This window comes from Nocardiopsis sp. iso_25 (assembly GCF_056173305.1).
On record NZ_CM149667.1, the window covers coordinates 5,479,494 to 5,504,895 of the forward strand.

General features: G+C 71.5%; 29 protein-coding genes. 20 read left to right on the top strand and 9 right to left on the bottom strand.

The genetic code is table 11. The features are described 5' to 3' along the window. Window positions 1-116 precede the first annotated feature (116 nt). From AC0VX6_RS23530 to AC0VX6_RS23590, 13 genes are all read left to right on the top strand, one after another. Window positions 117-500, top strand: coding sequence for a DUF3054 domain-containing protein (locus AC0VX6_RS23530; protein WP_274974695.1), 384 nt, complete (start codon window positions 117-119; stop codon window positions 498-500). Between the two features lie 50 nt (window positions 501-550). Continuing rightward, a complete protein-coding gene (locus AC0VX6_RS23535; protein WP_274974696.1) occupies window positions 551-940 on the top strand; it encodes a hypothetical protein in 390 nt (129 codons plus the stop codon). 36 nt (window positions 941-976) lie between these two features. Further along, window positions 977-1,729, top strand: coding sequence for a TrmH family RNA methyltransferase (locus AC0VX6_RS23540; RefSeq protein ID WP_475466091.1), 753 nt, complete (start codon window positions 977-979; stop codon window positions 1,727-1,729). 51 nt (window positions 1,730-1,780) lie between these two features. Continuing rightward, window positions 1,781-2,416 carry a GNAT family N-acetyltransferase gene (locus AC0VX6_RS23545; protein WP_274974698.1) on the top strand — a complete coding sequence of 212 codons (636 nt, stop codon included), beginning with the start codon at window positions 1,781-1,783 and terminating at the stop codon, window positions 2,414-2,416. 163 nt (window positions 2,417-2,579) lie between these two features. Then, entirely contained in the window at window positions 2,580-3,221 is a 642-nt protein-coding gene (locus tag AC0VX6_RS23550; RefSeq protein WP_274974699.1) for a GNAT family N-acetyltransferase, read from the top strand. Between the two features lie 227 nt (window positions 3,222-3,448). Further along, a complete protein-coding gene (locus AC0VX6_RS23555; RefSeq protein ID WP_475466093.1) occupies window positions 3,449-4,414 on the top strand; it encodes a hypothetical protein in 966 nt (321 codons plus the stop codon). 139 nt (window positions 4,415-4,553) lie between these two features. Next, entirely contained in the window at window positions 4,554-5,054 is a 501-nt protein-coding gene (locus tag AC0VX6_RS23560) for a hypothetical protein (RefSeq protein ID WP_475466094.1), read from the top strand. Further along, on the top strand, window positions 5,051-6,280 hold the full coding sequence (locus AC0VX6_RS23565) for an NRAMP family divalent metal transporter (RefSeq protein WP_475466096.1): 1,230 nt from the start codon (window positions 5,051-5,053) through the stop codon (window positions 6,278-6,280). Before AC0VX6_RS23560 ends, AC0VX6_RS23565 begins: the two co-directional genes overlap by 4 nt. A gap of 1 nt (window position 6,281) precedes the next feature. Next, the gene (locus AC0VX6_RS23570; protein ID WP_212642841.1) at window positions 6,282-6,671 is read left to right on the top strand and encodes a hypothetical protein; all 390 of its coding nucleotides are present in this window, start codon (window positions 6,282-6,284) and stop codon (window positions 6,669-6,671) included. Then, complete coding sequence (locus AC0VX6_RS23575; RefSeq protein ID WP_212642840.1) at window positions 6,668-7,000, top strand: PRC-barrel domain-containing protein; 333 nt, start codon at window positions 6,668-6,670, stop codon at window positions 6,998-7,000. Before AC0VX6_RS23570 ends, AC0VX6_RS23575 begins: the two co-directional genes overlap by 4 nt. Before the next feature lie 77 nt (window positions 7,001-7,077). Next, a complete protein-coding gene (locus AC0VX6_RS23580; RefSeq protein ID WP_212642839.1) occupies window positions 7,078-7,278 on the top strand; it encodes an Arc family DNA-binding protein in 201 nt (66 codons plus the stop codon). Then, on the top strand, window positions 7,275-7,661 hold the full coding sequence (locus tag AC0VX6_RS23585) for a type II toxin-antitoxin system death-on-curing family toxin (RefSeq protein WP_475466099.1): 387 nt from the start codon (window positions 7,275-7,277) through the stop codon (window positions 7,659-7,661). Before AC0VX6_RS23580 ends, AC0VX6_RS23585 begins: the two co-directional genes overlap by 4 nt. 93 nt (window positions 7,662-7,754) lie before the next feature. Then, window positions 7,755-7,955, top strand: coding sequence for a CopG family transcriptional regulator (locus AC0VX6_RS23590; RefSeq protein WP_274974703.1), 201 nt, complete (start codon window positions 7,755-7,757; stop codon window positions 7,953-7,955). A gap of 68 nt (window positions 7,956-8,023) precedes the next feature. On the opposite strand, the gene AC0VX6_RS23595 is transcribed toward AC0VX6_RS23590, so the two are convergent. From AC0VX6_RS23595 to AC0VX6_RS23605, 3 genes are read right to left on the bottom strand one after another with little or no spacing between them, the layout of a single operon-like run. Next, window positions 8,024-8,770 (bottom strand): succinate dehydrogenase/fumarate reductase iron-sulfur subunit, encoded by a 747-nt coding sequence (locus tag AC0VX6_RS23595; protein ID WP_017564106.1) that lies wholly within the window; start codon window positions 8,768-8,770, stop codon window positions 8,024-8,026. Further along, window positions 8,767-10,713 (bottom strand): fumarate reductase/succinate dehydrogenase flavoprotein subunit, encoded by a 1,947-nt coding sequence (locus AC0VX6_RS23600; protein WP_274974704.1) that lies wholly within the window; start codon window positions 10,711-10,713, stop codon window positions 8,767-8,769. Before AC0VX6_RS23600 ends, AC0VX6_RS23595 begins: the two co-directional genes overlap by 4 nt. Then, window positions 10,714-11,370 carry a succinate dehydrogenase cytochrome b subunit gene (locus AC0VX6_RS23605; RefSeq protein WP_302475405.1) on the bottom strand — a complete coding sequence of 219 codons (657 nt, stop codon included), beginning with the start codon at window positions 11,368-11,370 and terminating at the stop codon, window positions 10,714-10,716. Window positions 11,371-11,501: 131 nt separating this feature from the next. On the opposite strand from AC0VX6_RS23605, the gene AC0VX6_RS23610 reads away from it, so the two are divergent. The 4 genes from AC0VX6_RS23610 (at window position 11,502) to AC0VX6_RS23625 (ending at window position 16,564) form a co-directional block, all read left to right on the top strand. Next, window positions 11,502-12,452, top strand: coding sequence for a LysR family transcriptional regulator (locus AC0VX6_RS23610; RefSeq protein ID WP_475466101.1), 951 nt, complete (start codon window positions 11,502-11,504; stop codon window positions 12,450-12,452). A 376-nt stretch (window positions 12,453-12,828) separates the two neighbouring features. After that, window positions 12,829-13,641, top strand: coding sequence for a hypothetical protein (locus tag AC0VX6_RS23615; protein WP_274974706.1), 813 nt, complete (start codon window positions 12,829-12,831; stop codon window positions 13,639-13,641). Window positions 13,642-13,667: 26 nt separating this feature from the next. Further along, window positions 13,668-15,776, top strand: a complete 2,109-nt coding sequence (locus AC0VX6_RS23620; protein WP_475466103.1) for a fumarate reductase/succinate dehydrogenase flavoprotein subunit — start codon at window positions 13,668-13,670, stop codon at window positions 15,774-15,776. Continuing rightward, window positions 15,773-16,564: a succinate dehydrogenase/fumarate reductase iron-sulfur subunit gene (locus tag AC0VX6_RS23625; protein ID WP_130395164.1), complete on the top strand. Its 792-nt coding sequence runs from the start codon at window positions 15,773-15,775 to the stop codon at window positions 16,562-16,564. Before AC0VX6_RS23620 ends, AC0VX6_RS23625 begins: the two co-directional genes overlap by 4 nt. 74 nt (window positions 16,565-16,638) lie before the next feature. On the opposite strand, the gene AC0VX6_RS23630 is transcribed toward AC0VX6_RS23625, so the two are convergent. Together AC0VX6_RS23630 and AC0VX6_RS23635 are read right to left on the bottom strand one after the other, a co-directional pair. Further along, a complete protein-coding gene (locus AC0VX6_RS23630) occupies window positions 16,639-17,307 on the bottom strand; it encodes a hypothetical protein (RefSeq protein ID WP_475483701.1) in 669 nt (222 codons plus the stop codon). A 336-nt stretch (window positions 17,308-17,643) separates the two neighbouring features. Then, window positions 17,644-17,742 (bottom strand): DUF397 domain-containing protein, encoded by a 99-nt coding sequence (locus AC0VX6_RS23635; RefSeq protein ID WP_475466105.1) that lies wholly within the window; start codon window positions 17,740-17,742, stop codon window positions 17,644-17,646. A gap of 198 nt (window positions 17,743-17,940) precedes the next feature. On the opposite strand from AC0VX6_RS23635, the gene AC0VX6_RS23640 reads away from it, so the two are divergent. Together AC0VX6_RS23640 and AC0VX6_RS23645 are read left to right on the top strand one after the other, a co-directional pair. After that, window positions 17,941-18,138 carry a hypothetical protein gene (locus AC0VX6_RS23640; protein ID WP_274974709.1) on the top strand — a complete coding sequence of 66 codons (198 nt, stop codon included), beginning with the start codon at window positions 17,941-17,943 and terminating at the stop codon, window positions 18,136-18,138. A gap of 132 nt (window positions 18,139-18,270) precedes the next feature. Beyond that, window positions 18,271-18,786: a hypothetical protein gene (locus AC0VX6_RS23645; RefSeq protein WP_274974710.1), complete on the top strand. Its 516-nt coding sequence runs from the start codon at window positions 18,271-18,273 to the stop codon at window positions 18,784-18,786. A 124-nt stretch (window positions 18,787-18,910) separates the two neighbouring features. On the opposite strand, the gene AC0VX6_RS23650 is transcribed toward AC0VX6_RS23645, so the two are convergent. The 3 genes from AC0VX6_RS23650 to AC0VX6_RS23660 form a co-directional block, all read right to left on the bottom strand. Further along, window positions 18,911-19,546: an MBL fold metallo-hydrolase gene (locus AC0VX6_RS23650; RefSeq protein WP_274974711.1), complete on the bottom strand. Its 636-nt coding sequence runs from the start codon at window positions 19,544-19,546 to the stop codon at window positions 18,911-18,913. Window positions 19,547-19,644: 98 nt separating this feature from the next. Then, entirely contained in the window at window positions 19,645-20,628 is a 984-nt protein-coding gene (locus tag AC0VX6_RS23655; RefSeq protein WP_274974712.1) for an adenylate/guanylate cyclase domain-containing protein, read from the bottom strand. Window positions 20,629-20,921: 293 nt separating this feature from the next. Beyond that, on the bottom strand, window positions 20,922-21,782 hold the full coding sequence (locus AC0VX6_RS23660; RefSeq protein WP_274974713.1) for a biotin--[acetyl-CoA-carboxylase] ligase: 861 nt from the start codon (window positions 21,780-21,782) through the stop codon (window positions 20,922-20,924). 183 nt (window positions 21,783-21,965) lie between these two features. Between AC0VX6_RS23660 and AC0VX6_RS23665 the strand changes: the two genes are divergently transcribed. Then, window positions 21,966-22,673: a Uma2 family endonuclease gene (locus tag AC0VX6_RS23665; RefSeq protein WP_475466107.1), complete on the top strand. Its 708-nt coding sequence runs from the start codon at window positions 21,966-21,968 to the stop codon at window positions 22,671-22,673. An 80-nt stretch (window positions 22,674-22,753) separates the two neighbouring features. Here AC0VX6_RS23665 and AC0VX6_RS23670 read toward each other — a convergent pair whose 3' ends face one another. Beyond that, window positions 22,754-25,399, bottom strand: a complete 2,646-nt coding sequence (locus AC0VX6_RS23670; protein WP_475466109.1) for a phosphoenolpyruvate carboxylase — start codon at window positions 25,397-25,399, stop codon at window positions 22,754-22,756. Between the last annotated feature and the right edge of the window lie 3 nt (window positions 25,400-25,402).

Sequence of the window (25,402 nt, forward strand, 5' to 3'; positions counted from 1 at the left end):
ACCACCCGCACCACCGCTCCCCCGCCGTACCGGCCGGGACCGGAGTCCGCCGACACGTCGCGGCGCTCCACCCGCCCCGCCCGGACGTTCCCCCGACCCGGGCATAGCCTGGCCGTATGCGTTCCTCCACCGCGCCGCGCGCCCTGGCCGCGCTGCTGGCCGACCTGGTCTGCGTGCTGGCCTTCGTCGTGATCGGCAGGACCGACCACGGGACCGGCACGGCCCTGGCCGAGATCGCCTGGACCGCGTGGCCCTTCGCCGCCGGGACGGTCCTGGGCTGGGCGGTCACCCGTGCCTGGACCGCCCCTGTCCGGATCTGGCCGACGGGGTTGTTCGTGTGGGCCGTGACCGTGGTCGGGGGGATGGCGGTACGCGTGTTCCTCGGGGAGGGCGCCCCGACCAGCTTCGTCATCGTCACCGCCCTGTTCCTCGCCGCGACCATGCTCGGCTGGCGCTGGGTGGCGCTCGTCGTCGCGAAGAGGAGACAGCGCCGCGTCTGAGGGGGAACACTGGGTGGCGGAACACAACCACCCTCGCGAAGGAGCCCCCCGTGGCCGATCCCGTCACCCTCGCCATCACCGCCGCCGTCGTCACCGGCGCGGTCGGCAAGATCACCGAAGCGGCGACCGAAGGCACCGTCGCCGCCTTCAAGTCCCTGCGCAAGGCGGTCTTCGCGCGCTTTCGCTCCGACCCCGAATCCCAGCAGGTCCTGGACGACGCCCTCCTGGAGCCGGAGGACCCCGGGGCGCTGGCCGCCGTCGCCGAGCGCCTGGAGCGGGCCGAGGCCGAGGAGCCCGCGATCCGCTCGCTGATGGCGGAGCTGCGCGGCGAGTTCGTCCAGGAGGGCGACGGGGCCGTGCACAACAGCATCCAGGGGGACGTCAGCGGCAGGGCTCGCGTCTTCCAGGGCCGTGACTTCCACGGGGACATCCACCTGTAGGAGGTCCCACCGCGGAGCGTTCGTAAGCTGGAACAGATGAACGAGCACCCCGCACCCCAGTCGCCTCCCTCCGGCTCCGTCCGCGGTCCCGCCTCCCGCGCGCCCTCGGACGGAGCCGGTGAGGACGAGGCGCGCGAGGTGGGCGTGGGCCCGTGGGAGGGCCCCTGGCCCGAGGGCGACCACTACGATCCCGAACTGCTGGCGGGCGGCGACCGCCGCAACGTCGTGGACCGCTACCGGTACTGGCGGCGCGAGGCGATCGTGGCCGACCTCGACACCGTGCGCCACCCCTTCCACGTCGCCGTGGAGAACTGGACGCACGACTTCAACATCGGCTCGGTCGTGCGCACCGCCAACGCGTTCGGGTGCGCGGCCGTGCACATCGTGGGCCGCCGCCGCTGGAACAAGCGCGGCGCGATGGTGACCGACCGCTACCAGCACGTCCACCACCACCCCGACACCGAGGCGCTGGTGGCCTGGGCCGAGGAGCACCGGCTGGCGCTGCTCGGCGTGGACAACCTGCCGGGTTCGGTGCCGCTGGAGACCTACCCGCTGCCCAGGAACGCCGTGCTGGTGTTCGGCCAGGAGGGCCCGGGGCTCTCCGAGGAGGTGCGGAGGGTGTGCCGGGCGGTGCTGTCGATCTCCCAGTTCGGTTCGACCCGGTCGATCAACGCCGGGGCCGCGGCCGCGATCGCCATGCACGCCTGGGTGCGGGCCCACGTGTTCGACCAGCCGGTCCCGGCCGCCTTCTCCGCGGACGCCCCGGCCCCCACCACGGCACTGTCGTGATGATTCCGTGATCTACCATGGCCGAAAGGCCCCTATCAGAGAGATTCCGGGATGAGTCCAACCGTCACAGCAGCCTCCCGTACCGCCACGATCGACGACGTCGCCGGTGTCGCGCGCGTTCTGGCCAGGTCAGCGCAGGAGGATCCGCTCTTCCGGTGGCTGTTCCCCGACGACGAACTGCGGATGGCCCGGACGCGCCGCTTCTTCGCCCTGACCGCGGGCTTCGGCTACGTCCCCTCGGGTGACACCCGGGTCGCCGAGACCAGGGACGGCAGCGAGGACGCGCCGGTGGTGCGCGGCGCGGCGCTGTGGGCTCCGCCCACCGCCAACCCGGAGGGCCAGCTGGTGTCACTGCGCACCTGGCCGCACTGGGGTCCCCTGATCGGCCGCACCCGCCTGGCCGCGTTCGTGCGCGTGTTCGCCGAGTGGAAGCTGGCCGCGCCCCAGGAACCCCACCTGTACCTGGCGGCGCTGGGCGTGGACCCGGCCGCCGTCGGCACGGGCGTCGGCGGCGGGCTGCTCACCTCGGGTCTGGACCGCGCCGACTCCCAGGGCCTGCCGGTGTTCACCCAGACGCTCAACCCCAAGACCGTCGGCTTCTACGAGCGGTTCGGGTTCCGGCTGGTCCGGGAGGCGGAGGGCCCCGAGGCGGGAACCAACTACTTCCTGCTGCGCGACCCCTCCTGAGGGCCCGCGGGCCCGCTGCCCCTCCCCGGGGAGCCGCCCCTCACCGGAGGGCCTCCCCTTCCCGGGGAAACGCCCCACCCGCGACGGTCTCCCGCCCTACCATGAGCGGTGATCGGAGCCCCGGGTACAGGGGTACCCCGGCCCCAGGGAAGAGGCAGCCCCCGTGACCCCCACAGCGGTACAGGCGGTCCGCACCGCGACCATGAACGACGTGCCCGCCGTGGCCGGGGTGCTGAGCCGCGCCCTCTACCACGACCCGCTCTTCCGGTGGCTCTTCCCGGACGACGGCCTGCGCATGGCGCAGAACTTCCGCGCGTGCGCGCTGCTGGCCGGGTTCGGGCACGTCCCCGGCGGCCACGCCACCGTGGCGGAGTCCCCGGAGGGCCCCGGGCGTGTCCCGGTGGTGCGCGGCGCGGCCCTGTGGACCCCGCCCGACGCGGGACGGGAGGGAGCGGCGGTCCCGCTGAGGTCGCTGCCGCACTGGTTCAGGCTGGTGGGCCTGTCCCGGCTGCCGGAGCTGACCTGGTACAACGGCGAGGTCAGGGCGTCGGTGCCGGAGGGCCCGCACTGGTACCTGTGCGTGCTGGGTGCCGACCCCGCCGCTGCGGACGGGACCGACGCGGGGGCGCGGCTGCTGCGCCAGGGCCTGGCGCGGGCCGACGCGGACGGCGTGCCGGTCTACCTGGAGACGGCGGACCCGGCGGACATCGGCCGCTACGAGGACTACGACTTTCGGGTGGTGCGGGCGGTCCACCCCCCTGCGGCCCCCTCGACCTACTGCATGCTGCGCCCCGCCGCCCCCTGAGGCCCGCCCGTCGGACGGCCCCGCCTCCTCTGGGGTTCCGGCGCCTCTGGGGTTCCGGCGCCTCCCGAAGCCCGGCGGTCCGCCGCCGCGTCGGCTCCGGAGACCTGTGTCTCCGGAGCCCCGGCGCACGCGGAGACCGGCCGGGAGCGGACCGCGAGCGGGCCCTGAAGGCGACGCGGACCGATCGGGGCCTTCTGATCCACCGGACCCCCTGACAGGATGGCCGCGTGGACATCCGAGGAATCTCCCACCACACCGACGGCGTGTCCGAGGACGCGGCGGCGCGCGACATGCGCGTCATCCGCGAGGACCTGCACTGCACCGCTGTGATGCTGATCGGCGCCGACACCGGACGGCAGCGGGCCGCCGCGCGCGCCGCCCTGGAGGCGGGTCTGGACGTGTGGGTGCGCCCGCAGCCGGAGAACCCGCCGGTCGCCGAGCGGCTGGAGCACCTGGCCGCCACCGCCCGCATGGCCGAGGAGCTGCGCCTGGGGCACCCCGGCCGCGTGACCCTCATGGTCGGCACCGAGTTCTCGCTGACCTCCCCGGGCCTGCTCCCCGGCGGGAGCGAACCCGTCCGCCTCCAGTTCGTCACCCGCCCGTGGCTGCGCCGCCCCTTCGAGCACAGGATGCGGCGCAGGCTCGCCGCGCTGCTCGCCTCGGCCCTGGACGTGGCCCGCGAGCACTTCGGGGGGCCGGTGACCTACGGGGCCGGGGGCTGGGAGGAGGTGGACTGGTCGGGCTTCGACCTGGCCGGGGCGAACCTGTACCGGTCCGGGACCGACGCCGACGCCTACGAACGGCGGCTGGACGCGCTCCGGGACGGTTGCGGCAGGCCCCTGGTGATCACCGAGTTCGGCTGCGGCGCCCACGACGGGGCCGAACTGCGCGGGGCCGCGTCCTTCCTCGCGGTGAACTGGTTCGCCGACCCGCCGCGCCTGCGCCGGGGCACCGCGCGCAACGAGGCCGTGCAGGCCGGGTACCTGGACGCGCTGCTGGGGCTGTACCGGGAGCGGGGGGTGCACGGCGCGTTCGTGTTCACGTTCGCCATGCCGGGCTTCCCGCACAGCGAGGACCCCGTGTACGACCTGGACGCGGCCGGGTTCGGCGTGGTGCGCACGGCCGGGGACGACCCGTCGTCCTGGGAGCCCAAGGAGGCCTTCCACACGGTCGCGCGGCGCTATCGGGCCTGAGGGAGGCCCACCGCCCCCGAGGCGAGGACCGCCGTCCCGAGGCACGGCACGGCCGCCGGGCGGCACACCGCGAACGCCCAGGTGACACGCCGCGGATGGGCGCGGCCGCCGGGCCCGCCCGCGGTTAGGGTCCTGAGCCATGACGGGTAGCGAACGGCCGCGGCCGGGGCGCCCCCGCGGGACCCTGGACGTCCTCGCGCGGTGCGCGCCCGCCGCCCTGGCGGCGGCCCTCGCGCTGGCGTCCGCGGGCTGCACCGCCCCGGCGCTGACCGAGGACGCCTACCGCGACGACGCCCGGCAGACCACCGGGGACCTGCTGTCGGGCGTCCGCACGGGGACGCTGGTCGCGGAACTGGCCGAGGACGACCGGGCGTTCCAGTCCTACCTGGAGGTCAGCGCCAAGGACGCGGAGGACTCGGCCCGCTCCCTCACCGACACCTTCGGCTCCCTCCAGCCGCCCTCTCCGAACTGCGACGGCCTGCGGGACGAGGTGACGGACCTGTCCGACGCCGCCGTCCACGGCCTGTCCGACCTGCGCGTCGCGCTGGGGAGGGAGGACCGCGACGGGGTGGCCGGGGCCGCCGAGGCGCTCCGCGGGACCGCCGACGCGCTGGCGGGACTCCAGGAGGAGCTGCGGTGAGAATCCTCCTGTCCTTCACCCTGGGCATGCTCACCGCCGTCGGCGGGTTCCTGGACATCGGCGACCTGGTCTCCGCCTCCGTGGTCGGCTCCCGCTTCGGGATGTCCCTGGCCTGGGTGATCCCCGTCGGCGTCATCGGGATCATGCTCTTCACCGAGATGGCGGCGCGCGTCACGGCCGTCAGCGGCCGGGCCGTCTTCGACCTGGTCCGCGAGCGGCTCGGCGCCCGCGCGGGCCTGGCCAACCTGCTGGCGTCCTACGTCATCACCCTGCTGACCATGTCGGCGCAGATCGGCGGTATCGCGCTCGCCCTCGAACTGGCCAGCAGCGTCCACTACCTGCTGTGGGTCCCGGTGGCCGGGTTCCTGGTCTGGGTGGTCGTGTGGCGGATGCCGTTCGGGTGGATGGAGAAGACCTACGGGCTGCTCGGCCTGGCCCTGGTCGTGTTCGCCGTCGCCCTGTGGCGGCTGAGCCCCGACTGGGGCGGTCTCCTGGCCGACGCCGCGAGCTTCTCCCCTCCCCCGGAGGAGGAGTGGCCGGTGTGGTCCTACTACGCGATCGCGCTGTTCGGCGCGACGATGACCCCCTACTCGGTCCTGTTCTTCTCCTCCAGCGGGGTGGAGGAGAAGTGGACCCCCCGCGACCTGGCCACGGCCCGGATCAACATCTTCCTCGGCTTCCCGGTGGGCGGCCTGCTCGCCCTGGCCATCATGGGCTGCGCGGCGGCCTGGCTCATGCCCGCCGACGTCCACGTGGAGGACCTGGGCCAGGTCGCGCTACCCGTGGTCGCGGCGCTGGGCAAGGTCGGGCTGGTCGTGGTCCTCGTGGGCTTCTTCGCGGCCACGTTCGGCGCCGCGCTGGAGTCGTCCCTGGCGTCGGGCTACAGCGTGGCCCAGTACTTCGGCTGGCCGTGGGGCAAGACCCGGCCGCCCGTGCGGGCGGCGCTCTTCCACTCGGTCATCCTGCTGGGCCTGGTGGCGGGCACCCTCTTCGTCCTCACCGGGATCGACCCGGTCAAGGTGGTCGAGTACAGCATCGTGCTGTCGGCGGTGGCGCTCCCGCTCACCTACCTGCCGATCTTCGTGGTCGCCAACGACCGCCGCTACCTGGGCGACCGGGTGAACTCGCGGTTCACCAACATCGTGGGCTCGGTCTACCTGGTCCTGCTGCTCGCGGTGTCGGTCGTGGCCGTCCCCCTGATGCTCTACACGAAAGCGGGGCAGTGAGATGCCGGAGGACCGGGAGCGCGAGTCCGTGTTCCGGATCGGCTTCACCGTGCTGGACCGCCAGATCGTCGACCGCGACGGGCAGCCGGTGGGCAAGGCGGACGACGTCGAGTTCTCCTGGGAGGAGGGCTCCCCTCCGGTCATGACGGCGCTGCTCACCGGCTCCGCCGCCCTGGGCCCCAGGCTCTCGGGGCGCCTGGGGAGGCTGTGGCGCACGGTGTTGAGCAGGCTGCGGCCCTCCGAGCACGAGCCCGTGCGCATCCCGGTGGGCGACGTCGAGGACTTCGCCCCCACAACCCGTCTGTCCACTCCTGTGCCCGAGGGGAGCCGCGCGGCGGAGAGGTGGCTGAGCCGCAACGTCATCGGCCGCATCCCGGGGGCGGGGCGATGAGCGGATTCCTGTTCAGCGAACTGCTCGGCCGCCGGGTCACGGACAGCTCCGGCCGGACGGTCAGCGAGGTCCAGGACGTGGTCGTGCGCCGCGACGGGGAGGTCTACACCGTCCTGGGCCTGGTGCTGGGACGGGGCGCGCTCGCGGGCCGCCTCGGCTACGGGGGCTCGCTGGAGCCGCCCTCCCCGTGGCACCGGGTGCTGGGCTGGATGCGCCGCCACGAGCGCTACGTGGCCTGGGATGACGTCCGGAGCCTGGACGGGGACTCCGTGGAGATCGGCGTCGGATACGGGGACCTGCCCCGGCACTGGCGCGAGCACGAGGGCTGAGCCGCCCCGGAGGGGGCCGCGTTCCCGCCCTCCACCGTGTACCAGAGAGTGATACCACTTCCAGGTATCATTGCGGCATGAACATGCATCTACGCCTGCCCGACGACGTACACGCGGAGATCAGGGAGGTGGCCGAAGAGGACGGCAACAGCGTCAACACCGAGGTCGTCATCGCGCTGAAGGAGTTCCTCGCGGCCCGTCAGACCGAGAGGATCCGCCGGTACGCGCTGGAGATCGCCGAGGAGGACGCGGAACTGCTGGCGAGGCTCGCCGAGTGACGCGCTACCTCACCAAGGCCGATGTCCGCGTGATCATCGAGGTGACCCTTCCGTCCTATGTGACGGTGCGGGACATCGGCCAGCTCCACGCGGCACTGCTGCGCCCGCAGACCACGGCCTTCGGTGACGACGCCTATCCGGACGTGTGGCAGAAGGCCGCCGCCCTCATGCAGTCGGTCCTTATCGGCCATCCCCTGTCGGACGGCAACAAGAGGCTGGCCTGGATCAGCGCCAAGCTGTTCCTCCGCCTCAACGGCCAGAAGGTGGGCAGACCCGACCAGAACACCGCCTACGACCTGGTCATCGCGGTCACCACCGGCGACCTGGCGGACGTCCCCGAGATCGCCGACCGGCTGAGAGGACTCATGCCTCCCGCTGAGTGACCCCGAAAGCGGCGACGGCCCGCGGCCGGGCCCGGAGGCGCCGGTCTCCGCGTTTTCCCCTCGCCCGGGCCCGGCAGCCGCTACCTTCGAGCCATGGACATGCACCTGCACATGCACGACGGCCTCCACGCCCTGCTCAGGGAGGTCGCGGAGCGGGACGGCGTCAGTGTCGAGGCCGCGGTCGTCACCGCCGTCGAGGACTTCGTCGCGAGCCGCCAGACGCGCAGGGTCCCGGAGCAGTCCCAGGAGCCGGTGGAGCGGGACGCCGGACGGCTCCGGCCCCGGGCGGAGTGACCCCCGGAAGCGGCGACGGGCCGCGCCCCCGAAGGAGCGCGGCCCGTGCGGTGCGACAGGGGCGGCGGTCAGCCGACGCCCTTGCTGAGCGAGCCCAGCAGGTCGCGGTTGAGCTGCGAGATCGTGTCCAGCGGGATGCCCTTCGGGCAGACCGCGGCGCACTCACCGATGTTGGTGCAGCCGCCGAAGTCCTCCTCGTCCTGCTGGTTGATCATCTTCACCACGCGCGAGGACCGCTCGGGCTGCCCCTGCGGGAGCATGCCCAGGTGCGTGACCTTCGCGGCGGTGAACAGCATGCTGGAGGCGTTCGGGCAGGCCGCCACGCACGCGCCGCAGCCGATGCAGGTCGCGGCGTCGAACGCGCGGTCCGCGTCCGGCTTCGGGATCGGGTTGGCGTGGGCGTCGGGCGCGGTACCCGTCGGGGCGCTGATGTAGCCGCCCGCCTGGATGATGCGGTCGAACGCGCCGCGGTCCACGACCAGGTCCCTGACGACCGGGAACGCCTTGGCCCGCCACGGCTCCACCGTGATGGTGTCGCCGTCGTTGAAGCTGCGCATGTGCAGCTGGCAGGTCGTGGTGCGCTCGGGGCCGTGCGCCTCACCGTCGATCACGACACCACAGGCGCCGCAGATGCCCTCGCGGCAGTCGTGGTCGAAGGCGACCGGGTCCTCGTTCTCCAGCGTGAGCTTCTCGTTGAGGACGTCGAGCATCTCCAGGAACGACATGTCCGGGGAGACGTCGGTGAGCTTGTACGTGGCCAGCCGACCCTCGTCGTCCGGCCCCTTCTGACGCCATACGCGCAGGGTGATGTTCACTTGTAGCTCCGCTGCTTCATCTCGACGTACTCGTACTCCAGGTTCTCCTTGTGGAGCACGGGCTTGCTGTCATCGCCGCCGAACGCCCAGGCAGCCACGTAGGCGAACTCGTCGTCGTGGCGCAGCGCCTCGCCGTCCTCGGTCTGGCTCTCGGCGCGGAAGTGGCCGCCGCAGGACTCGCGGCGGTGCAGGGCGTCGATGCACATGAGCTCGCCCAGCTCCAGGAAGTCGGCCACGCGGTTGGCCTTCTCCAGCGCCTGGTTGAACTCCTCGTTGGCACCGAGCACCTTGACGTCGCGCCAGAACTCGGCCCGCAGCGCCCGGATGAGCTCGATGGCCTTGGTCAGGCCCTCCTCGCTGCGCTCCATGCCGCAGTACTCCCACATGATGTGGCCGAGCTCCTTGTGGAAGGAGTCGACGGTGCGGGAGCCCTGGACGGACAGCAGCTTGTCGATGCGGGAGGTCACCTGGTCCTTGGCCGCCACGGCCTCGGGGTGCGACTCGTCGAGGGCCTCGAAGGGACCCGACGACAGGTAGTCGTTGATGGTGTTGGGCAGGACGAAGTAGCCGTCCGCCAGCCCCTGCATCAGCGCGCTCGCGCCCAGGCGGTTGGCGCCGTGGTCGGAGAAGTTGGCCTCACCGGTCACGAACAGGCCCGGGATGGAGCTCTGGAGGTCGTAGTCGACCCACAGACCGCCCATGGTGTAGTGCACGGCCGGGTAGATGCGCATCGGAACCTCGTACGGGTTCTCACCGGTGATGCGCTGGTACATGTCGAACAGGTTGCCGTACTTGGCCTCGACGGCGTCCTGCCCCATGCGCGCGATGGCGTCGGCGAAGTCCAGGTAGACGCCCAGACCGCCGGGGCCCACGCCGCGGCCCTCGTCGCAGACGTTCTTGGCGGCGCGGGAGGCGATGTCGCGCGGCACCAGGTTGCCGAAGGCCGGGTAGATGCGCTCCAGGTAGTAGTCGCGCTCCTCCTCCGGGATCTGGCGCGGGTCGCGGGTGTCCCCGTGCGCCTTGGGCACCCAGATGCGGCCGTCGTTGCGCAGCGACTCGCTCATCAGGGTCAGCTTGGACTGGTAGTCGCCGCTGACCGGGATGCAGGTCGGGTGGATCTGCGTGTAGCACGGGTTGGCGAAGAGCGCGCCCTTGCGGTGCGCGCGCCAGGTCGCGGTGACGTTCGAGCCCATCGCGTTGGTCGACAGGAAGAACACGTTGCCGTAGCCGCCGGTGGCCAGCACCACGGCGTCGGCGAAGTGGGTCTCGATCTCACCGGTGACCATGTCGCGGACGATGACGCCGCGCGCGCGGCCGTCCACGACGATGACTTCCAGCATCTCGTGGCGGGTGTGCATCTTGACGCTGCCCGCCGCGATCTGGCGCTCCAGGGCCTGGTAGGCGCCGATGAGCAGCTGCTGGCCCGTCTGGCCGCGCGCGTAGAAGGTACGCGAGACCTGCACGCCGCCGAAGGAGCGGTTGTCGAGCAGACCGCCGTACTCGCGGGCGAAGGGCACGCCCTGGGCGACGCACTGGTCGATGATCTCGACGCTGGTCTGGGCCAGGCGGTAGACGTTCGACTCGCGGGAGCGGAAGTCGCCGCCCTTGACGGTGTCGTAGAACAGCCGGTAGATGCTGTCGCCGTCGTTGCGGTAGTTCTTGGCGGCGTTGATGCCGCCCTGGGCCGCGATGGAGTGCGCACGCCGCGGGCTGTCCTGGTAGCAGAACGAGGTGACCTTGTAGCCCGCCTCGCCCAGGGTCGCGGCCGCGGAGGCGCCGGCCAGGCCGGTGCCCACCATGATCACGGAGAGCTTGCGCCGGTTCGCGGGGTTGACCAGCTTCGCCGAGAAGCGCCGCTTGTCCCAGCGCTCGTTGATCGGGCCCTCCGGGGCCTTCTCGTCCCGGATCGGGTCGCCGACGCGGTAGAAATCGTTGTCAGACAATTAACTCACCAGTCCAAAGGTGACCGCCAGAGGCGGGAGCAGGAAGCCGACCGTCACGATCAGCGACAGGCCCACGGCGACCGCGTTGAGCATGCCCTGACGGCTGGTCTGGTTGACGCCGAGGGTGGCCAGGGCGCTCCAGATGCCGTGCCGCAGGTGCAGGCCCACAGCGATCACGGACAGGATGTAGAACAGGGTCACGTACCAGAACTCGGGCTGGAACCCGTTCACGAGCCGCTCGTAGGGGCTGTCGGACGCACCGCCGGGGGCGATGGTGTTCGTGGTCAGGTGCAGGATGTGGAAGACCACGAACAGCGCGACCAGGACGCCGCCGTAGCGCATGGTGTAGGAGGCGTAGCTGCGGGCCACCCTCTTCTTCACCTGGTAGCGCTGGGCAGCCGGACGCGCTCTGCGGGCGCGGGCCCACAGCGTCACCGCCGCGTAGATGTGGATCAGGACGCTCGCCAGCAGGACGATGCGGAAGATCCACAGGAATCCGCTCTCGGGCAGCAGCGGGTAGCCCAGCTCCCGGAGGCTGTGGGCGTAGCCGTCGAAGGCCTCCTGGCCCGAGAACACTTTCAGGTTGCCGTACATGTGCGCGATCAAATACAGCACGAGGATCGCCCCGGTGATCGCCATCGCTGCCTTGAGCGCCACCGTGGACCCGTAGGCCGTAGACCGCTTCTTGGTCAAGGTACTGTTCGCCACAGCCTGTCACTGTAAGTTCTGGGTAAGCCAGGAGTCCAAGTCATCGGGATGCTTGAGTCGATAGACGTAGGCTATGGAACATGCAGTTCCAGCAGCTCGCCTACTTCGTCGCGGTGGCCCGCACACGCCATTTCACCCGCGCAGCAGAGCTTTCGCGCGTCGCACAGCCCAGTCTGAGCAAGCAGATCCGCAGTCTCGAACAGGAGCTGGGCGCGCCGTTATTCAGTCGTGCCCGGGGAAACATCACACTCACACCGGCCGGCGAGGCGCTGCTTCCGCTCGCCCAGCGCATGCTCGCCGACCTGGAGACGGCCCGGCGCGAGGTGGCCGAGCTGGCCGGGGTGCGCCGTGGCCGCGTGCGGCTCGGCGCGACCCCGTCGCTGTGCGCGGGGCTGCTGGCCGACGTGCTCGCCGACTTCCATACCCGCTTCCCCGGCATCGAACTCCAGGTTGAGGAGAGCGGCTCGCGCGACCTCATCCGCGACCTGGGGCGGGGCGAGCTGGACCTGGCGCTGATCATCCTGCCGCTGCACAGCAGCGACCCCGACTTCTCCACGACGCCGATCCTGCGGGAGAACCTGGTGGTGGCGAGCCCGATGTCGGGCCCCTCCCCCAACGGACGGGCCTCGATCCGCATCACCGAGCTGCGGGGGCGCCCGCTGGTGATGTTCCGGCGCGGCTACGACGTGCGCGAGGCGACGCTGCGCGCGTGCCGGGCGTCGGGTTTCGAGCCCGAGCTGGCCGTGGAGGGCGGGGAGATGGACGCCGTGCTGCGGTTCGTGGAGGCGGGCCTGGGGCTGGCGGTGGTGCCGAGCATGGTGCTGCGCAACCGCCAGAGCTTGCGCGGGACCCCGCTGGCCCGGCCGCGCCTGCTGCGGACGGTGGCGCTGGCGCGGCGCCGGGACGTGGAGCCCTCGCACTCGGCGGAGGCGTTCCGCCGCCACCTCAACGGCTACCTGCTGGGCATGTCGCCGCAGGACCTGGGCCCGGACCTGGAGGTCCTGCTCTCCCCCGAGGACGAGGCGGACTGACCCCGCCGCCGACCGCGCGCACACCTGCCGGAGCGCTCCGGCCCGGCCGCCTTCCCCACCGGTTTCCGGCGGCCACTCCCCTTACCACACGCCACCGGCGCCCCTGAAGCACCCCGGTTGCCATAAGGGATTTCTGGCCACTTGAGACGACAAAACACCCCAAATAAGCGCTCAGAAGTGGCGCATTTCACATAGCTTTCCCCGACGCCTCCCACCCTCCGGGACGTGACCGTGATCACAACGCCCTAACGTTGCGTTGCGGGACGGTTCGCCACGGCTCCTCCACGCAGCCGTCCTGCGCGGCGGTCGCGGCCGAAGCAGGCGGGTACCGCGCCCCGCCCGACCGGGACCTTCCCACAGGAGGTGCAAGACAACGGTGACAGCGACCGAGAACGCAGGCCCCGGGGGCGGCCGGGCACGCATCCCCCAACGGACCCTGCGCACCGACAACTGGTGGCTGGGCCCCCTCCTCACCGCGCTGGGGCTGGCCACCTTCGTCGTCTACGCGACCCTGCGTGTGTTCCAGCAGGACCACTACTGGGTCCGGGAACACCACTACCTGACCCCGTTCTACTCGCCGTGCATCGCGCAGCAGTGCGCGCCCGACGCGGCCCTGTTCGGGCGCCTGCCGGTGGAGTTCCCGCCACTCATCCCCTACGCCCTGGTCAGCCTGCCGATCCTGCTGCTGTTCCGGCTGACCTGCTACTACTACCGCAAGGCCTACTACCGCTCGTTCTGGTTCTCGCCCCCGGCGTGCGCCGTGCGCGAGCCCCACGGCGCCTACACCGGCGAGACCCGCCCCCTGATGCTGGTCCAGAACGGCCACCGCTACTTCTTCTACGCGGCCTTCGCCATCACGCTCATCAACACGTGGGACATGCTGATCGCCTTCTTCCACGGCACCGGGGGCGGCTTCGGCATCGGGCTGGGCAACCTCATCATGCTCCTCAACGTGCTCATGCTGTGGGGCTACACGCTCAGCTGCCACTCGTGCCGCCACATCTTCGGCGGACGGCTGCGCAGCTTCGGCAGGCACCCCGTCCGCTACTGGATGTGGGGCCGCCTGTCCGTGCTCAACCACCGGCACATGTACTTCGGCTGGCTGAGCATCGCGACCCTGATCCTCACGGACGCCTACATCGCCCTGATCGCCAGCGGCACCATCGACGACCTGCGCATCCTCAACTGAGCCAAGGGGAAGGAAGGCACGACCAGATGCCCCCCACAGCAGAACCCGGGATCACCCGGTACGCCTACGACGTCGTGGTGATCGGGGCGGGCGGAGCCGGGCTGCGGGCCGCGATCGCCGCCCGCGAGCAGGGCAAGCGCACCGCGGTCATCTCCAAGTCGCTGTTCGGCAAGGCCCACACCGTGATGGCCGAGGGCGGTGCCGCCGCCGCTCTCGGCAACGCCAACCCGGAAGACGAGTGGCGCGTGCACTTCCGCGACACCGTCCGCGGCGGCAAGTTCCTCAACGACCCGCGCATGGCCGAGCTGCACGCCCGCGAGGCGCCCGAGCGCATCCTCGAACTGGAGTACTGGGGCGCGCTCTTCGACCGCACCGCGGAGGGGAGGATCAGCCAGCGCAACTTCGGCGGCCACGAGTACCCGAGGCTGGCGCACGTGGGCGACCGCACCGGCCTGGAGATGATCCGCACCCTCCAGCAGCGGGTCGTCGCGCTCCAGCAGGAGGACGCCGCGGAGCTGGGCGACCCCGAGGCGCGCATCCGCGTGTTCGCCGAGACCGCGATCACCCGCCTGATCACCGAGGACGACGGACCCGGTGCCGGTTCGGGTGCCGCCGTGGGAGGCGGTGCCGGTGCGACTGCCGTGGACGCGGCCGGGCGGCCGGGCGGCTGCGCGGACGGGGCCACCGCCGTGGACCCGGACACGGATGGAGCCGGGGACGCGGGCGCGGGCGCGACTGGGAACGCGAGGACGCCGGGACGGATCGTCGGCGCGTTCGGCTACCGCCGGGTGGACGGCGGGTTCGTCCTGTTCGAGGCGCCCTCGGTGGTCCTGGCCACCGGCGGCATCGGCAAGGCCTTCCGCACCACCTCCAACTCCTGGGAGTACACCGGCGACGGCCACGCGCTGGCGCTGCGGGCCGGGGCCTCCCTGATCAACATGGAGTTCGTCCAGTTCCACCCCACCGGGATGGTCTGGCCTCCGTCCGTGAAGGGCATCCTCGTCACCGAGTCGGTGCGCGGCGACGGCGGCGTGCTGCGCAACTCCGAGGGCGAGCGGTTCATGTTCGGCTACGTGCCGGACGTGTTCCGCTCCCAGTACGCCGAGAGCGAGGAGGAGGCCGACGGCTGGTACGACGACCCCGGCAAGCACCGGAGGCCGCCGGAGCTGCTGCCCCGCGACGAGGTCGCGCGGGCGATTAACACCGAGGTCAAGGAGGGCCGGGGATCGCCGCACGGCGGCGTGTTCCTGGACGTGTCCACCCGTCTGCCCGCCGAGGAGATCGTCAAGCGGCTGCCGTCCATGCACCACCAGTTCAAGGAGCTGGCGGACGTGGACATCACCGCCGAGCCCATGGAGGTGGGCCCCACCTGCCACTACGTGATGGGCGGGGTGCGGGTGGACGCCGACACCGCCGCCTCCGACGTGCCCGGGCTGTTCGCGGCCGGTGAGGTGGCGGGCGGCATGCACGGCTCCAACCGGCTGGGCGGCAACTCCCTGTCGGACCTGCTGGTGTTCGGTCGCAGGGCGGGGCTGGGCGCTGCGGCCTACGTGGACGGGCTCGGCGACCGGCCCGCACCGGCCGGGCTCCTGGACCGGGCGGCGGACGAGGCGTCCTCGTACGCGCTGCACTTCCTGAGGCAGGGCGGCGGCGAGAACCCGTACACGCTGCACACCGACCTCCAGGAGACCATGAACGACCTGGTGGGCATCATCCGCAAGGGTCCGGAGATGGAGCGGGCCCTGGAGCGGCTGGACGAGCTGGCGGAGCGGTCGCGCGCGCTCAGCGCCCCGGGCGACCGGGTCTACAACCCGGGCTGGCACCTGGCGCTGGCGCTGCCCAACATGGTCCTGGTCTCGCGCGCGGTGGCCGCGGCCGCCCTGGAGCGCACCGAGTCGCGCGGCGGGCACACGCGCGAGGACTTCCCCGGCATGTCGGCCGAGTGGCGACGGGTGAACCTGGCGGTGCGGGCCGACCGCTCCGACCGGGTGTCGCTGTCGCGGCTCGCGCTCGCCGACATCCCGGCCGGGCTGCTCGCCCTCTTCGAACGCGACGAGCTGGCCAAGTACCTGACGGAGGAGGAGCTGCCCGCGGCGGGGGCGGCGGACGGCGCGGCCGAGGAGGGCCAGTCATGAGCGAGCGTGTGTTCCGGGTGTGGCGGGGTTCGGGCGAGGGCGGGCTCGCCGAGTACCGGGTCGAGGTCAACGAGGGCGAGGTGGTGCTCGACGTGCTGCACCGCCTCCAGGCCACGCAGACCCCGGACCTGGCGGTGCGGTGGAACTGCAAGGCGGGCAAGTGCGGTTCGTGCTCGGTGGAGATCAACGGCCGTCCCCGGCTGTCGTGCATGACGCGGATGAGCGTGTTCGAGGACGACGAGGTGGTGACGGTGACGCCGATGCGCGCCTTCCCGGTGGTCCGGGACCTGGTGTGCGACGTGTCGTACAACTACCAGAAGGCGCGGGAGATCCCCTCGTTCACACCGGATCCGGCCAAGGCCCCGGGTGACTTCCGGATGAGCCAGGAGGACGTGGAACGCCAGCAGGAGTTCCGCAAGTGCATCGAGTGCTTCCTGTGCAACAACACCTGCCACGTGATCCGCGACCACGAGGAGAACAAGGAGCACTTCTCGGGTCCGCGCTACCTCATGCGGGTGGCGGAGCTGGAGATGCACCCCGAGGACACCGCCGACCGCAGGCTCATCGCCCAGGAGGAGTTCGGGCTGGGGTACTGCAACATCACCAAGTGCTGCACGGAGGTGTGCCCGGAGAACATCCGCATCACCGACAACGCGCTGATCCCGCTCAAGGAGCGGGTGGTGGACCGCAAGTACGACCCGCTGGTGTGGCTGGGGTCCAAGATCGGCGTGCGGCCCAAGGACACCCCGCCGGTGCCCAACGTCGGGCGGTACTCGGACCTGACCTGAGGCCGGTCCCGTCCGCCGACCCGGCACTGTCTTGCCTGGTCGGCGGACGGGGTGCTCCCCCGGGGCGGTGGCGTTCACGCCGTCGCGCCCTGCCGCTGCTGGAGCAGGAGGCGGATGCGGGAGGTGAGTTCGTCCCACTCTCCGTCCGGGGCGGGTGCGGGCGCGGGTCGCGGGGGTCCGACGACGCCGAACCGGGGTGCGGGGCCGCCGAGCAGGTCACCGCCGGGGTCCTCCCGCCACTGCCGGACGATGGCGGCGGCGCGTATCCGGACCTGCTCGAACGCGCGGCGCACCTCCTCGGTCTCGGTCTCCCGGGGTGCGGAGCTACCGGGCGCGGGACTGCCGGGCGCGGGGGTCCTGCGTTCGGCCTTGCGGGGTGCGGGAACCCGGGGCTCGGCGGCGCGGAGGCTTTCGTGGGCGGTGAAGTAGGGGCGTACGAGGGCTACTTCCTCTGCGTCGATCTGTTGCCTGGGCGGAGTGAGCCGCGGCGCGGGAACCCCGGGGCGCGCGGACGTTTCGCGGGGCCCGGAAGGCGCGGAACGTTCCGGAACCGCGCGACGTGAGGAGGCCGGGCTCCGACCGGCCTGCACGGGAGCGGCGGGCGGTGAGGGAGCGTAGCGGCGGACGCGGGAGGAGCGTCGGCGGCGGCCGACAACCGTGGAGTGGCGTCCGCACGGGTAGGAGAAGAACGCGATCAGCGGGCCGAGGGCACGGCTGAGAAGCGCAGCGCTAAACTGGCGCATGCTGGCAAATTCCTTGATCTAAAGGGTGGATGTTGCTGGCCACGACCCCGGGCGGTGGGAAACCGTCGCGGGGTCTTTCCGCGTATGGAGTTGTGTGTTCGGGTAGAAGATTAGGGCACACCGAGCGTGATGGCGAACTTTTCTTCGAACCCGGTTCGAAGAAACCACCCGGTCGGACATAAGCCCGGATCAGAGCACACGCCGGAAAAGGACAGGTGAGTTTTCATCCCCTGTCAGCTTTATTCTCTTCGCCCGAATTGGAATCATTTGTGAGTGCTCTGGCAGGCATGAAGGGCAGCGCCTCCCGTGGAGGTGCTGCCCTTGGTCAGGTGGACGTCAGCCGTGGAACTTGAGGGAGTCCACGAGCGCGGTCCACTCGCTGGCGGCGAACTCCAGCTGCGCCAGCTCGCGGTCCTGGGTGTCGCGCACGTCCACGCCTCCGGCGTGCTCCCGCGCCTCGACACAGTTCGAATGGTTTCCGCCGCGCCCAGACGACCATCACCCGTGTCCACCCCACCGCGCACTGGCGCTGCCCCGTGTCCGGCTGCGCGTGGACCTCCGTCAACCCGACTCTCCACGGTCCCTGTCCCGCCCCGGGATGAGCCCCCGACCCCCGAAACGGAACCGCACCCCGTGTCCACACTCATCACCGACCTCCTCGTCGCCCTGACCGAGGTCCACCGGCTCGCCCTGACCATCGGCGCCCACGACGAGGCGCCGACATCGCCCGCCTCATCAACACCCTCCGCACCACCGCCTGAATCCACAGAAGACCGCCGTCGAAACACCCGGCCGAACCGGTCGAACTCATCCGGGCATCGCATTCGGTGAAGCCCCGAACACTGGAAGCTCCATTCGAAGCGGCATCGACCACCCCGAAATGGAACGCGTTCGGACCTGCGCTAGCCTCTCTCCAGACACAGGACATTCTCGGGCTCGCGGTCGATATCTCCAAGAGCAGAAATGGAGATCCACATGAGCTTCCGCCATCGGCTGCGGCGATTCCACCTGATCCCCCTCATCGCGGTGGTCTCGGTCACACCCCTCGGCTGCGGCGTTCCCGCGCAGTTCTACGCCCATCCGGGAGGGAGGATCTCCCGCGAACACGTGATCGGCACGTGGGAGAACAGCCAGGGCCAGACCATTGAATTCCAAGAGGGCCATGCCTACACGGCCTTCGGTGACACCTTCGGCCCGGGCAAAGGGCAAGAGGTCCCGAATGGTCGCCTCGACGGCTCCTGGGAGCTCTGCTACAACATCGAGGAACTGGAAGAGCAGGAAGTCGGTGACCCGACGGGTCAAGGCGAATGCCTGATCAACTCGACAGGCCATTGGCTGTCCATGGATTCCCCTGACGTCTGGCAGGGTTACATGGTCGTCTCCTTCGATGAGGCGGACATCCGGCTCTATCTGTACACGCCCGGAGAAGGCCGTCACGACGACGACTTCTACACGAGGGCCGACCCGACTCCCTGGTGAGCCTTCGGCGGCACGTCGACGGCGGTCCGGGAAGCGGGCACCGCGGTCAGGCCCCGGGCCGGGGCCGTGAGGACCGGACTCCGTACCGGACCGGGGCGTTCCTCGTGGCCGGAGGTCGCGGAACTCAGAACCCCCGGGCCGCCCAGGCGTCGAGGTGCTCGGCTGCCTCGGCCACGGTGGTGGACTCCCCGTGGCCTGGGTGGACGACGGTGTCCGGCGGCAGGACCGCGAGGTGCTCGCGGATCGAGGCGATGATCGTCGGGAAGTCCGAGAACGGCTGCCCGGTGGCGCCGGGGCCGCCCGGGAAGAGGGTGTCGCCGGTGAAGACCGCCCCGAGCGCGGGCGCGTACAGGCACACCCCGCCCGGCGTGTGGCCCGGTGTGTGCAGCACCTCCAGCTCCACTCCCCCGACCATCAGCGTCTCGCCGTGCACCAGCAGGGCGTCCGGCTCCCGGTGCGGGTGCACGCGGTACCACAGTTCGGCGTCGTCGGGGTGCAGCAGGATCGGGCAGTAGGTCAGGTCGGCCAGCGCGGCGGCCGCGTTGACGTGGTCGTTGTGCCCGTGGGTGGCCACGATGGCCATGAGTTCGCGGTCGCCCAGGCCCCGGGCGATCGCCTCGTGGTCGTGGGCGGCGTCGATGACGATGGCGCTCTCGTCGTCTCCGACGATCCAGACGTTGTTCTCGACGTCGAAATCGCTGCCCTCAAGGCTGAAGACACCCGAGGTGCGCAGACGCTGGACGGGGGAAGGGGCGGTCACCGGCTCACCACCTGGCCTCTCACGGACTGGTGCGACGCCTTCGAGCCTATCCCGTCGGGTCGCGGCGCACACGGTGATCGTGGAGGAAGGCTGGGTTCTCAGCCCGCGGGCTCGAAGTTGCGGCGCAGGGCGTAGGGCTGGATGAGGCCGAGCCCGTGCGCGTGCCGGGCACGCACCTGCACCACCTGGAGTCCCTCCTCGTCGGCGAGGCTCTCGGCGAGGCTCTCGTCGATGAGGACGGTGCCGGGTCTGGCGAAGGAGGTCAGGCGGCTGGAGCGGTTGACGGTCGTGCCGAACACGTCGCCGTGCAGGGTCAGCACCGGCCCGGCGGCCAAGCCGACCCGCACGTCGGGCACCTCCACGTGGGTCTTGACGCCCGAGGCCAGGCGCAGCGCGATGTCGGCGGCCTCGGCCGGGGAGTCGGCGACGTAGAGGATCTCGTCGCCCAGGGTCTTGACCACGCGGCCGCCGCCGGAGGCGACGATGTCGGCGGCGGTGGCCTCGAAGCCCTCGACCACCCCGGCCAGCTCGACCTCGTCGAGTTCGCGGCTCAGCGTGGTGAAGGAGACCAGGTCCGCGAACCCGACGACCAACGGGTAGTAGTTGGGCACGGCGTCGTTGTCCGACATCACCGCGAGGGTGCGGGCCGAGGAGGCGGCGAGCTGTCTGCGCCAGATGTGCAGCAGGAGCCGCTCCACGTCCGGCAGCAGCTCCTTGACCTGGTTCATCAGCGGGCTGACGGAGTCCTCGCCCTCCTGGTAGATGAGGGTGCTCAGTATGCTGGTCTGCCAGTCGGCCAGGCGGGCCATGGTCTGACCCATCGCGCGGGCGAAGCGGACCACGCCCTCCTCGTCCAGGACGCCCTCCTGGACCAGGGAGTTGGCGATGCGCAGCGACTCGACGTCGCTCTCGGCGAAGGTGACCGTGTCGTCGCCCTGGTTGGGAAAGCCCAGGGCACGCCAGATGCGCCCGGCCAGCTCGTTGTCGGCGCCGGCGAGCTCGATCGCCTGCTCCCTGGTGTAGACCGCTTCACCGCCGAGCAGGGCGGACTCGATCGCTTTCGGGTCGGGACGCGACGGCATACGTTCTCTTTCACGGGCCATCCCCGCCGGGGCGGGGAACAGTCACTTCGGCACCGGCCAGCAGGCGGCACGGGGTTCCACTCCAGCTTACGCCCGCGGTTCGTCCCCTGACAGGGTGCCTGCCGACAGGCCCGCGCGGCCCGCGGTCGGCGGCGGCCGCACCCGGTGATGATCGCACACGCGGGGGTCGCCGCGGGAGTGCCCGAAGTTCCCTGTGGACGGCGGCGCAGCGGCGGCGGCGAACCGGTCGGCGGCCGGGACGCGGGTGGCGGCGCAGGGCCGGGCGGCGGGGCTCAGGAAGCGGGGCGCACGTGGACGACGTCGCCCGCGCTCAGGGCCCGCTCCCCGCCGGGTCCGCGCACCAGCAGCTGGGCGTCGGCGTCCACGCCGGTGGCGGCGCCCTCCAGCATCCGGTCCCCGGGCAGGTGGACCCGCACGCGGCGCCCGATGGTGACGCACGCGTCCCGGTAGGCGGCGGCCAGCCCGCTGGCCTCGGCGTCGCCTCCGGCGGCGGTCCACACCGTGTACAGCTCCTCGAACTCACCCAGGACGGCGGCGAGCAGGACGCCCCGGTCCAGTGCGTCCGACCCCTCCCCGCGCAGGGAGACAGCGGTGTCCACGGGGAGTTCGGCGCGCTCCTGGGACACGTTGAGGCCCATCCCCACGACCACACACGGCTGGCCGGAGGAGAAGTCGGCCTCGGAGAGGATGCCCGCGAGCTTGCCGTCGGCCGTCGCGGGCTCCGAGCGCAGGTGCGCGGGGACGATGACGTCGTTGGGCCACTTGAGCGCGGCCTTGACCCCCGTCACCCGGTGCACGGCGCCGACCGCGGCCACGCCCATGAGCGCGGGGAGCCAGCCCAGGCCGGTGACGGGCACCGCGGGGCGGACCAGGAGGGAGAAGGTGAGGGCGGCGCGCGGCGGGGTGGAGAAGCCGCGGCCCAGGCGTCCGCGCCCGGCGGTCTGGTGCTCGGTGACCAGCACGCTGCCGTGCGGGGCGCCCTCCACGGCGCGCGCGGTCAGCTCGGTGTTGGTGGACGCGGCCTCGGGGAGCACCTCGATCCGGTGCCACATGCCGCCCGGTCGGACGAGGGCGGCGTCGAGGGCCGCCGCGTCGAGCGGGGGTCGCGGGAAGGGGTCGTGTGCGCTGGCCATGCCCCCATTACAGCAGCGCCGCAACCCTGTCCGGAAACCCCTGTGCGGCAAAGGACCGCCCGTTAAGCTGAAACCAGCACATGGGTGATCACGCGTTGCTACGTTCAGTTACCGGAGGTGGCGCCAGAGATGAGCATCGCAGAGGCGGAGACGGCGACCCGAACGCCGTCGCACTGGGAAGTCTTGCTGCGCGCCTGGAAACACCTGGACCTGCCGGAGGGCTGGCGAGCCGAGATCATCGAAGGCGACATCATCATCACATTGTCGGCAGGGGTGGCGGAGTCCATGAGTATCGCGGAAGCGGAAGCACTCGGCATACCGTCCCGCTGGGAAGTCGTGTTGCGCGCCTGGGAGGAACTCGACCTACCAGAGGGCTGGCAGGCAGAGATCATCGAAGGCGACATCACAATCATGACCCCACCAAGCCTTGAACACAGCCGGATCGTGTGGCTGCTCAACAAGAGCCTCACCCGGGAGATCCTGCGTGAGGGCAGCGACCTGGGTGAGGCCGAGGTACACCAGGCTGTCGACGTGCAGATCCCCTCGCGGACCAGCGCTTTCATCCCGGACCTCATGGTGCTTCCCTACCCCGTGACGCAGTACTCCACCGAAAGCCCGGTGTCGGACGCCCTGCTGGTGGTCGAGGTGACCTCCAGGAGCACCGCACACAAGGACCGCAAGCCCAAGCTCTGGGGCTACGCCCACGCCGGGGTCCCCCTGTACCTTCTGGTGGACCGCTGGGACCCGCAGACCGGCAGGGGCGAGGTCACCCTCTACTCCGATCCGGAGAACGGCAGGTACACCAGCTCCACGAAGGTGCCCTTCGGCAAGGAGATCCACCTCCCCGAGCCGTTCGACCTCACCATCGACACCGGTGAGTTCCCGGAGTAACGGGCTCCGGCACGCGCGAGGGCGCCCCGCGACCCCCTCCCGGGTGCGGGGCGCCCTCGCGCGTGCGGGCCGACCGGCGGTCAGCCGGTGTTCTGGAGCCCGGCGGCCACGCCGTTGACCGAGAGCAGCAGCAGCCGCTCCAGGTGCTGCTGGTCCTCCTCCGACAGGGAGTCGGCCTCCTCGCCCCGCAGCGCCTCCAACGCGCGCAGCTGGAGGTGGGAGAGCGCGTCCACGTACGGGTTGCGCAGGTCCACCGCGCGCGAGAGCACCGCCCGGTTCTCCAGCAGGCGGCTGTGCCCGGTCACCTTGAGCACCAGGTCGCGGGTGCGGTCGTACTCGGCCAGCACCAGCTCGGTCAGCTCCGGCCGCCCGCCCAGCGCCAGGTAGCGCTCGGCGATGGTGCGGTCGGTCTTGGCCAGGCTCATCTCCGCGTTGTCCAGCAGGGACGAGAACATGGGCCACTCGCGGTAGGCGGCCTGGAGCACGCTCAGGTCCTCCACGGCGGCCAGGCCCGTGCCCAGGCCGAACCAGCCCGGCAGGTTGACCCGGGTCTGGGTCCAGGAGAACACCCACGGGATGGCGCGCAGGTCGCCGAGCCCGCGCGCCGCGCCGCGCCGCGAGGGGCGCGAGCCCAGCCGCAGCTCGCCGAGCTGCTCCAGGGGGGTGACCTGGGAGAACCACACCGCGAAGTCCTCGGTGTTGATCAGCTCCAGGTAGGCCTCCTGGGCGGCGCGGGCGATGGTGTCGGCGTGGGCGCGGTACTCGCGCTCGGCGGAGCGCTCGCGCTCCTGGACGGCGTCGGTGGAGGCCATCAGCACCGCGTGGCCGACCTGCTCGATGTGGCGGCGGGCGATCGCGGACTGCCCGTAGCGGGCGAAGATGACCTCGCCCTGCTCGGTGACCTTGAACCGTCCGCCGACCGAGCCGGGCGCCTGGGCGAGCAGGGCTCGGCTGGCCGGGCCCCCGCCGCGGCCGAGCGAGCCGCCGCGGCCGTGGAACAGGGTCAGGCGCACGTCGTGCTCGGCCGCCCACGCGGCCAGGCGGGCCTGGGCGTCGTAGAGGCGCAGGGTGGCGCTGACCGGCCCGACGTCCTTGGCCGAGTCGCTGTAGCCGAGCATGACCTCGATCCTGCGGCCGGTCTCGTCCAGGCGCCTGTTGACCTGGGGCAGTTCGAGCATGCCGTCGAGCACGTGCGGCGAGGCGTCCAGGTCGGCGCCGGTCTCGAACAGCGGGACCACGTCCAGGACCGGCACGCGTCCGGCGGGCAGCGCGTGGGCGGCCAGCTCGTACACGGCTGCGATGTCCTCGGCGGAGCGGGTGAAGCTGACGACGTAGCGGCGGCAGGCCTCCACCCCGAAGCGCTCCTGGATCCAGGCGATCACCCGGATCGTGGCGAGGACCTCCTCGGTGCGCTCGGACAGCTCCTTGCCCTCGCGCAGTTCGGCGAGCGCCGCGGCGTGCACCTCGCTGTGCTGGCGGATCTCCAGTTCGGCGAGGTGGAAGCCGAAGGTCTGGGCCTGCCAGACCAGGTGCTGGAGTTCGCCGTAGGCCTGGCGGACCGCGCCCGCCCCGGCCAGGGACTCCTGCACGGTGCGCAGGTCGGCCAGGAAGGCGTCGGCGTCGGGGTAGGCCAGGTCGGCGTCGCGCTCGCGCGTGGCGCGCAGCCGTGCGGCGGCCAGCAGCAGGAGCTGGCGGTGGGGTTCGTTGGGCGAGCGCGCCCCGATCTCCGCCGTCAGCTCGGGCTGTCCCGCCTTGGCCGAGGCGAGCGCGTCGAGCAGCGCCGGGCTGGCGGGGGTGAGGTTGGAGTAGGCGGTGAGGGTGCGGGCTACCTTGGTGCAGGAGGCCTCCAGGCCGCGCAGCACGTGCTCGGACTGGATGAGCACGGCCTCGCGGGTGATGTCGGAGGTGACGTAGGGGTTGCCGTCGCGGTCGCCGCCGATCCAGCTTCCGTAGCGCACGAAGGGCGTGGCGCGGGGCGGGCGCACACCGGTGCCCTCGGGGTCGATGGCGGCGTCCAGGCTCCGGTAGACCTGCGGGATGACGGAGAAGATGGTCTCGTCGAACGCGGCGAGGGCGGTGCGCACCTCGTCGAGCGGGTTGAGCCTGGTGTAGCGCAGCTGGGAGGTGCGCCAGAGCAGGTCGATCTCCTCCAGCAGGCGCCGGTGCGCCTCGGCGGCGGCGCTGCTGCCCTCGTGGGAGGCGTGCCAGGCCTCCAGCTGGGCGCTGACGCGCAGGATGGAGGTGGACACGGCGCGGCGGCGCGCCTCGGTCGGGTGGGCGGTGACCACGGGGCGGAACTCCATGCCCGCGATCAGCTCGTTGAGGCGTTCCTCGCCGCCCTCGCCCTCGCGGATGGCGCGGACGGCCGCCGCGAGGGACTCGCGGGGCGGGTTGGCGGCGTCGTCGCGCTCGCGCAGGGCCCGCATCCGCTGGTGTTCCTCGGCCAGGTTGGCCAGGTGGAAGTAGACGGTGAAGGCGCGCGCCACCTGCTTGGCGCGCTCCAGCGGCCAGGCGGCGACGATCGCGGTGATCTCCTCCCCCGTGACCGACCCGTCGCGGGCGCCGATGACCGCTCTCCTGAGCTTCTCGACATCGGCGAGGAGATCCTCGCCGCCGCTTTCGGCGAGGACCGTTCCGAGCATCTCGCCGAGCAGTTTGACGTCATTCCTGAGCTGCTCGGGAACTTCCTGTCGTGCACTGTCGCGTTCCGCGCTTACCGCTGTCATGGT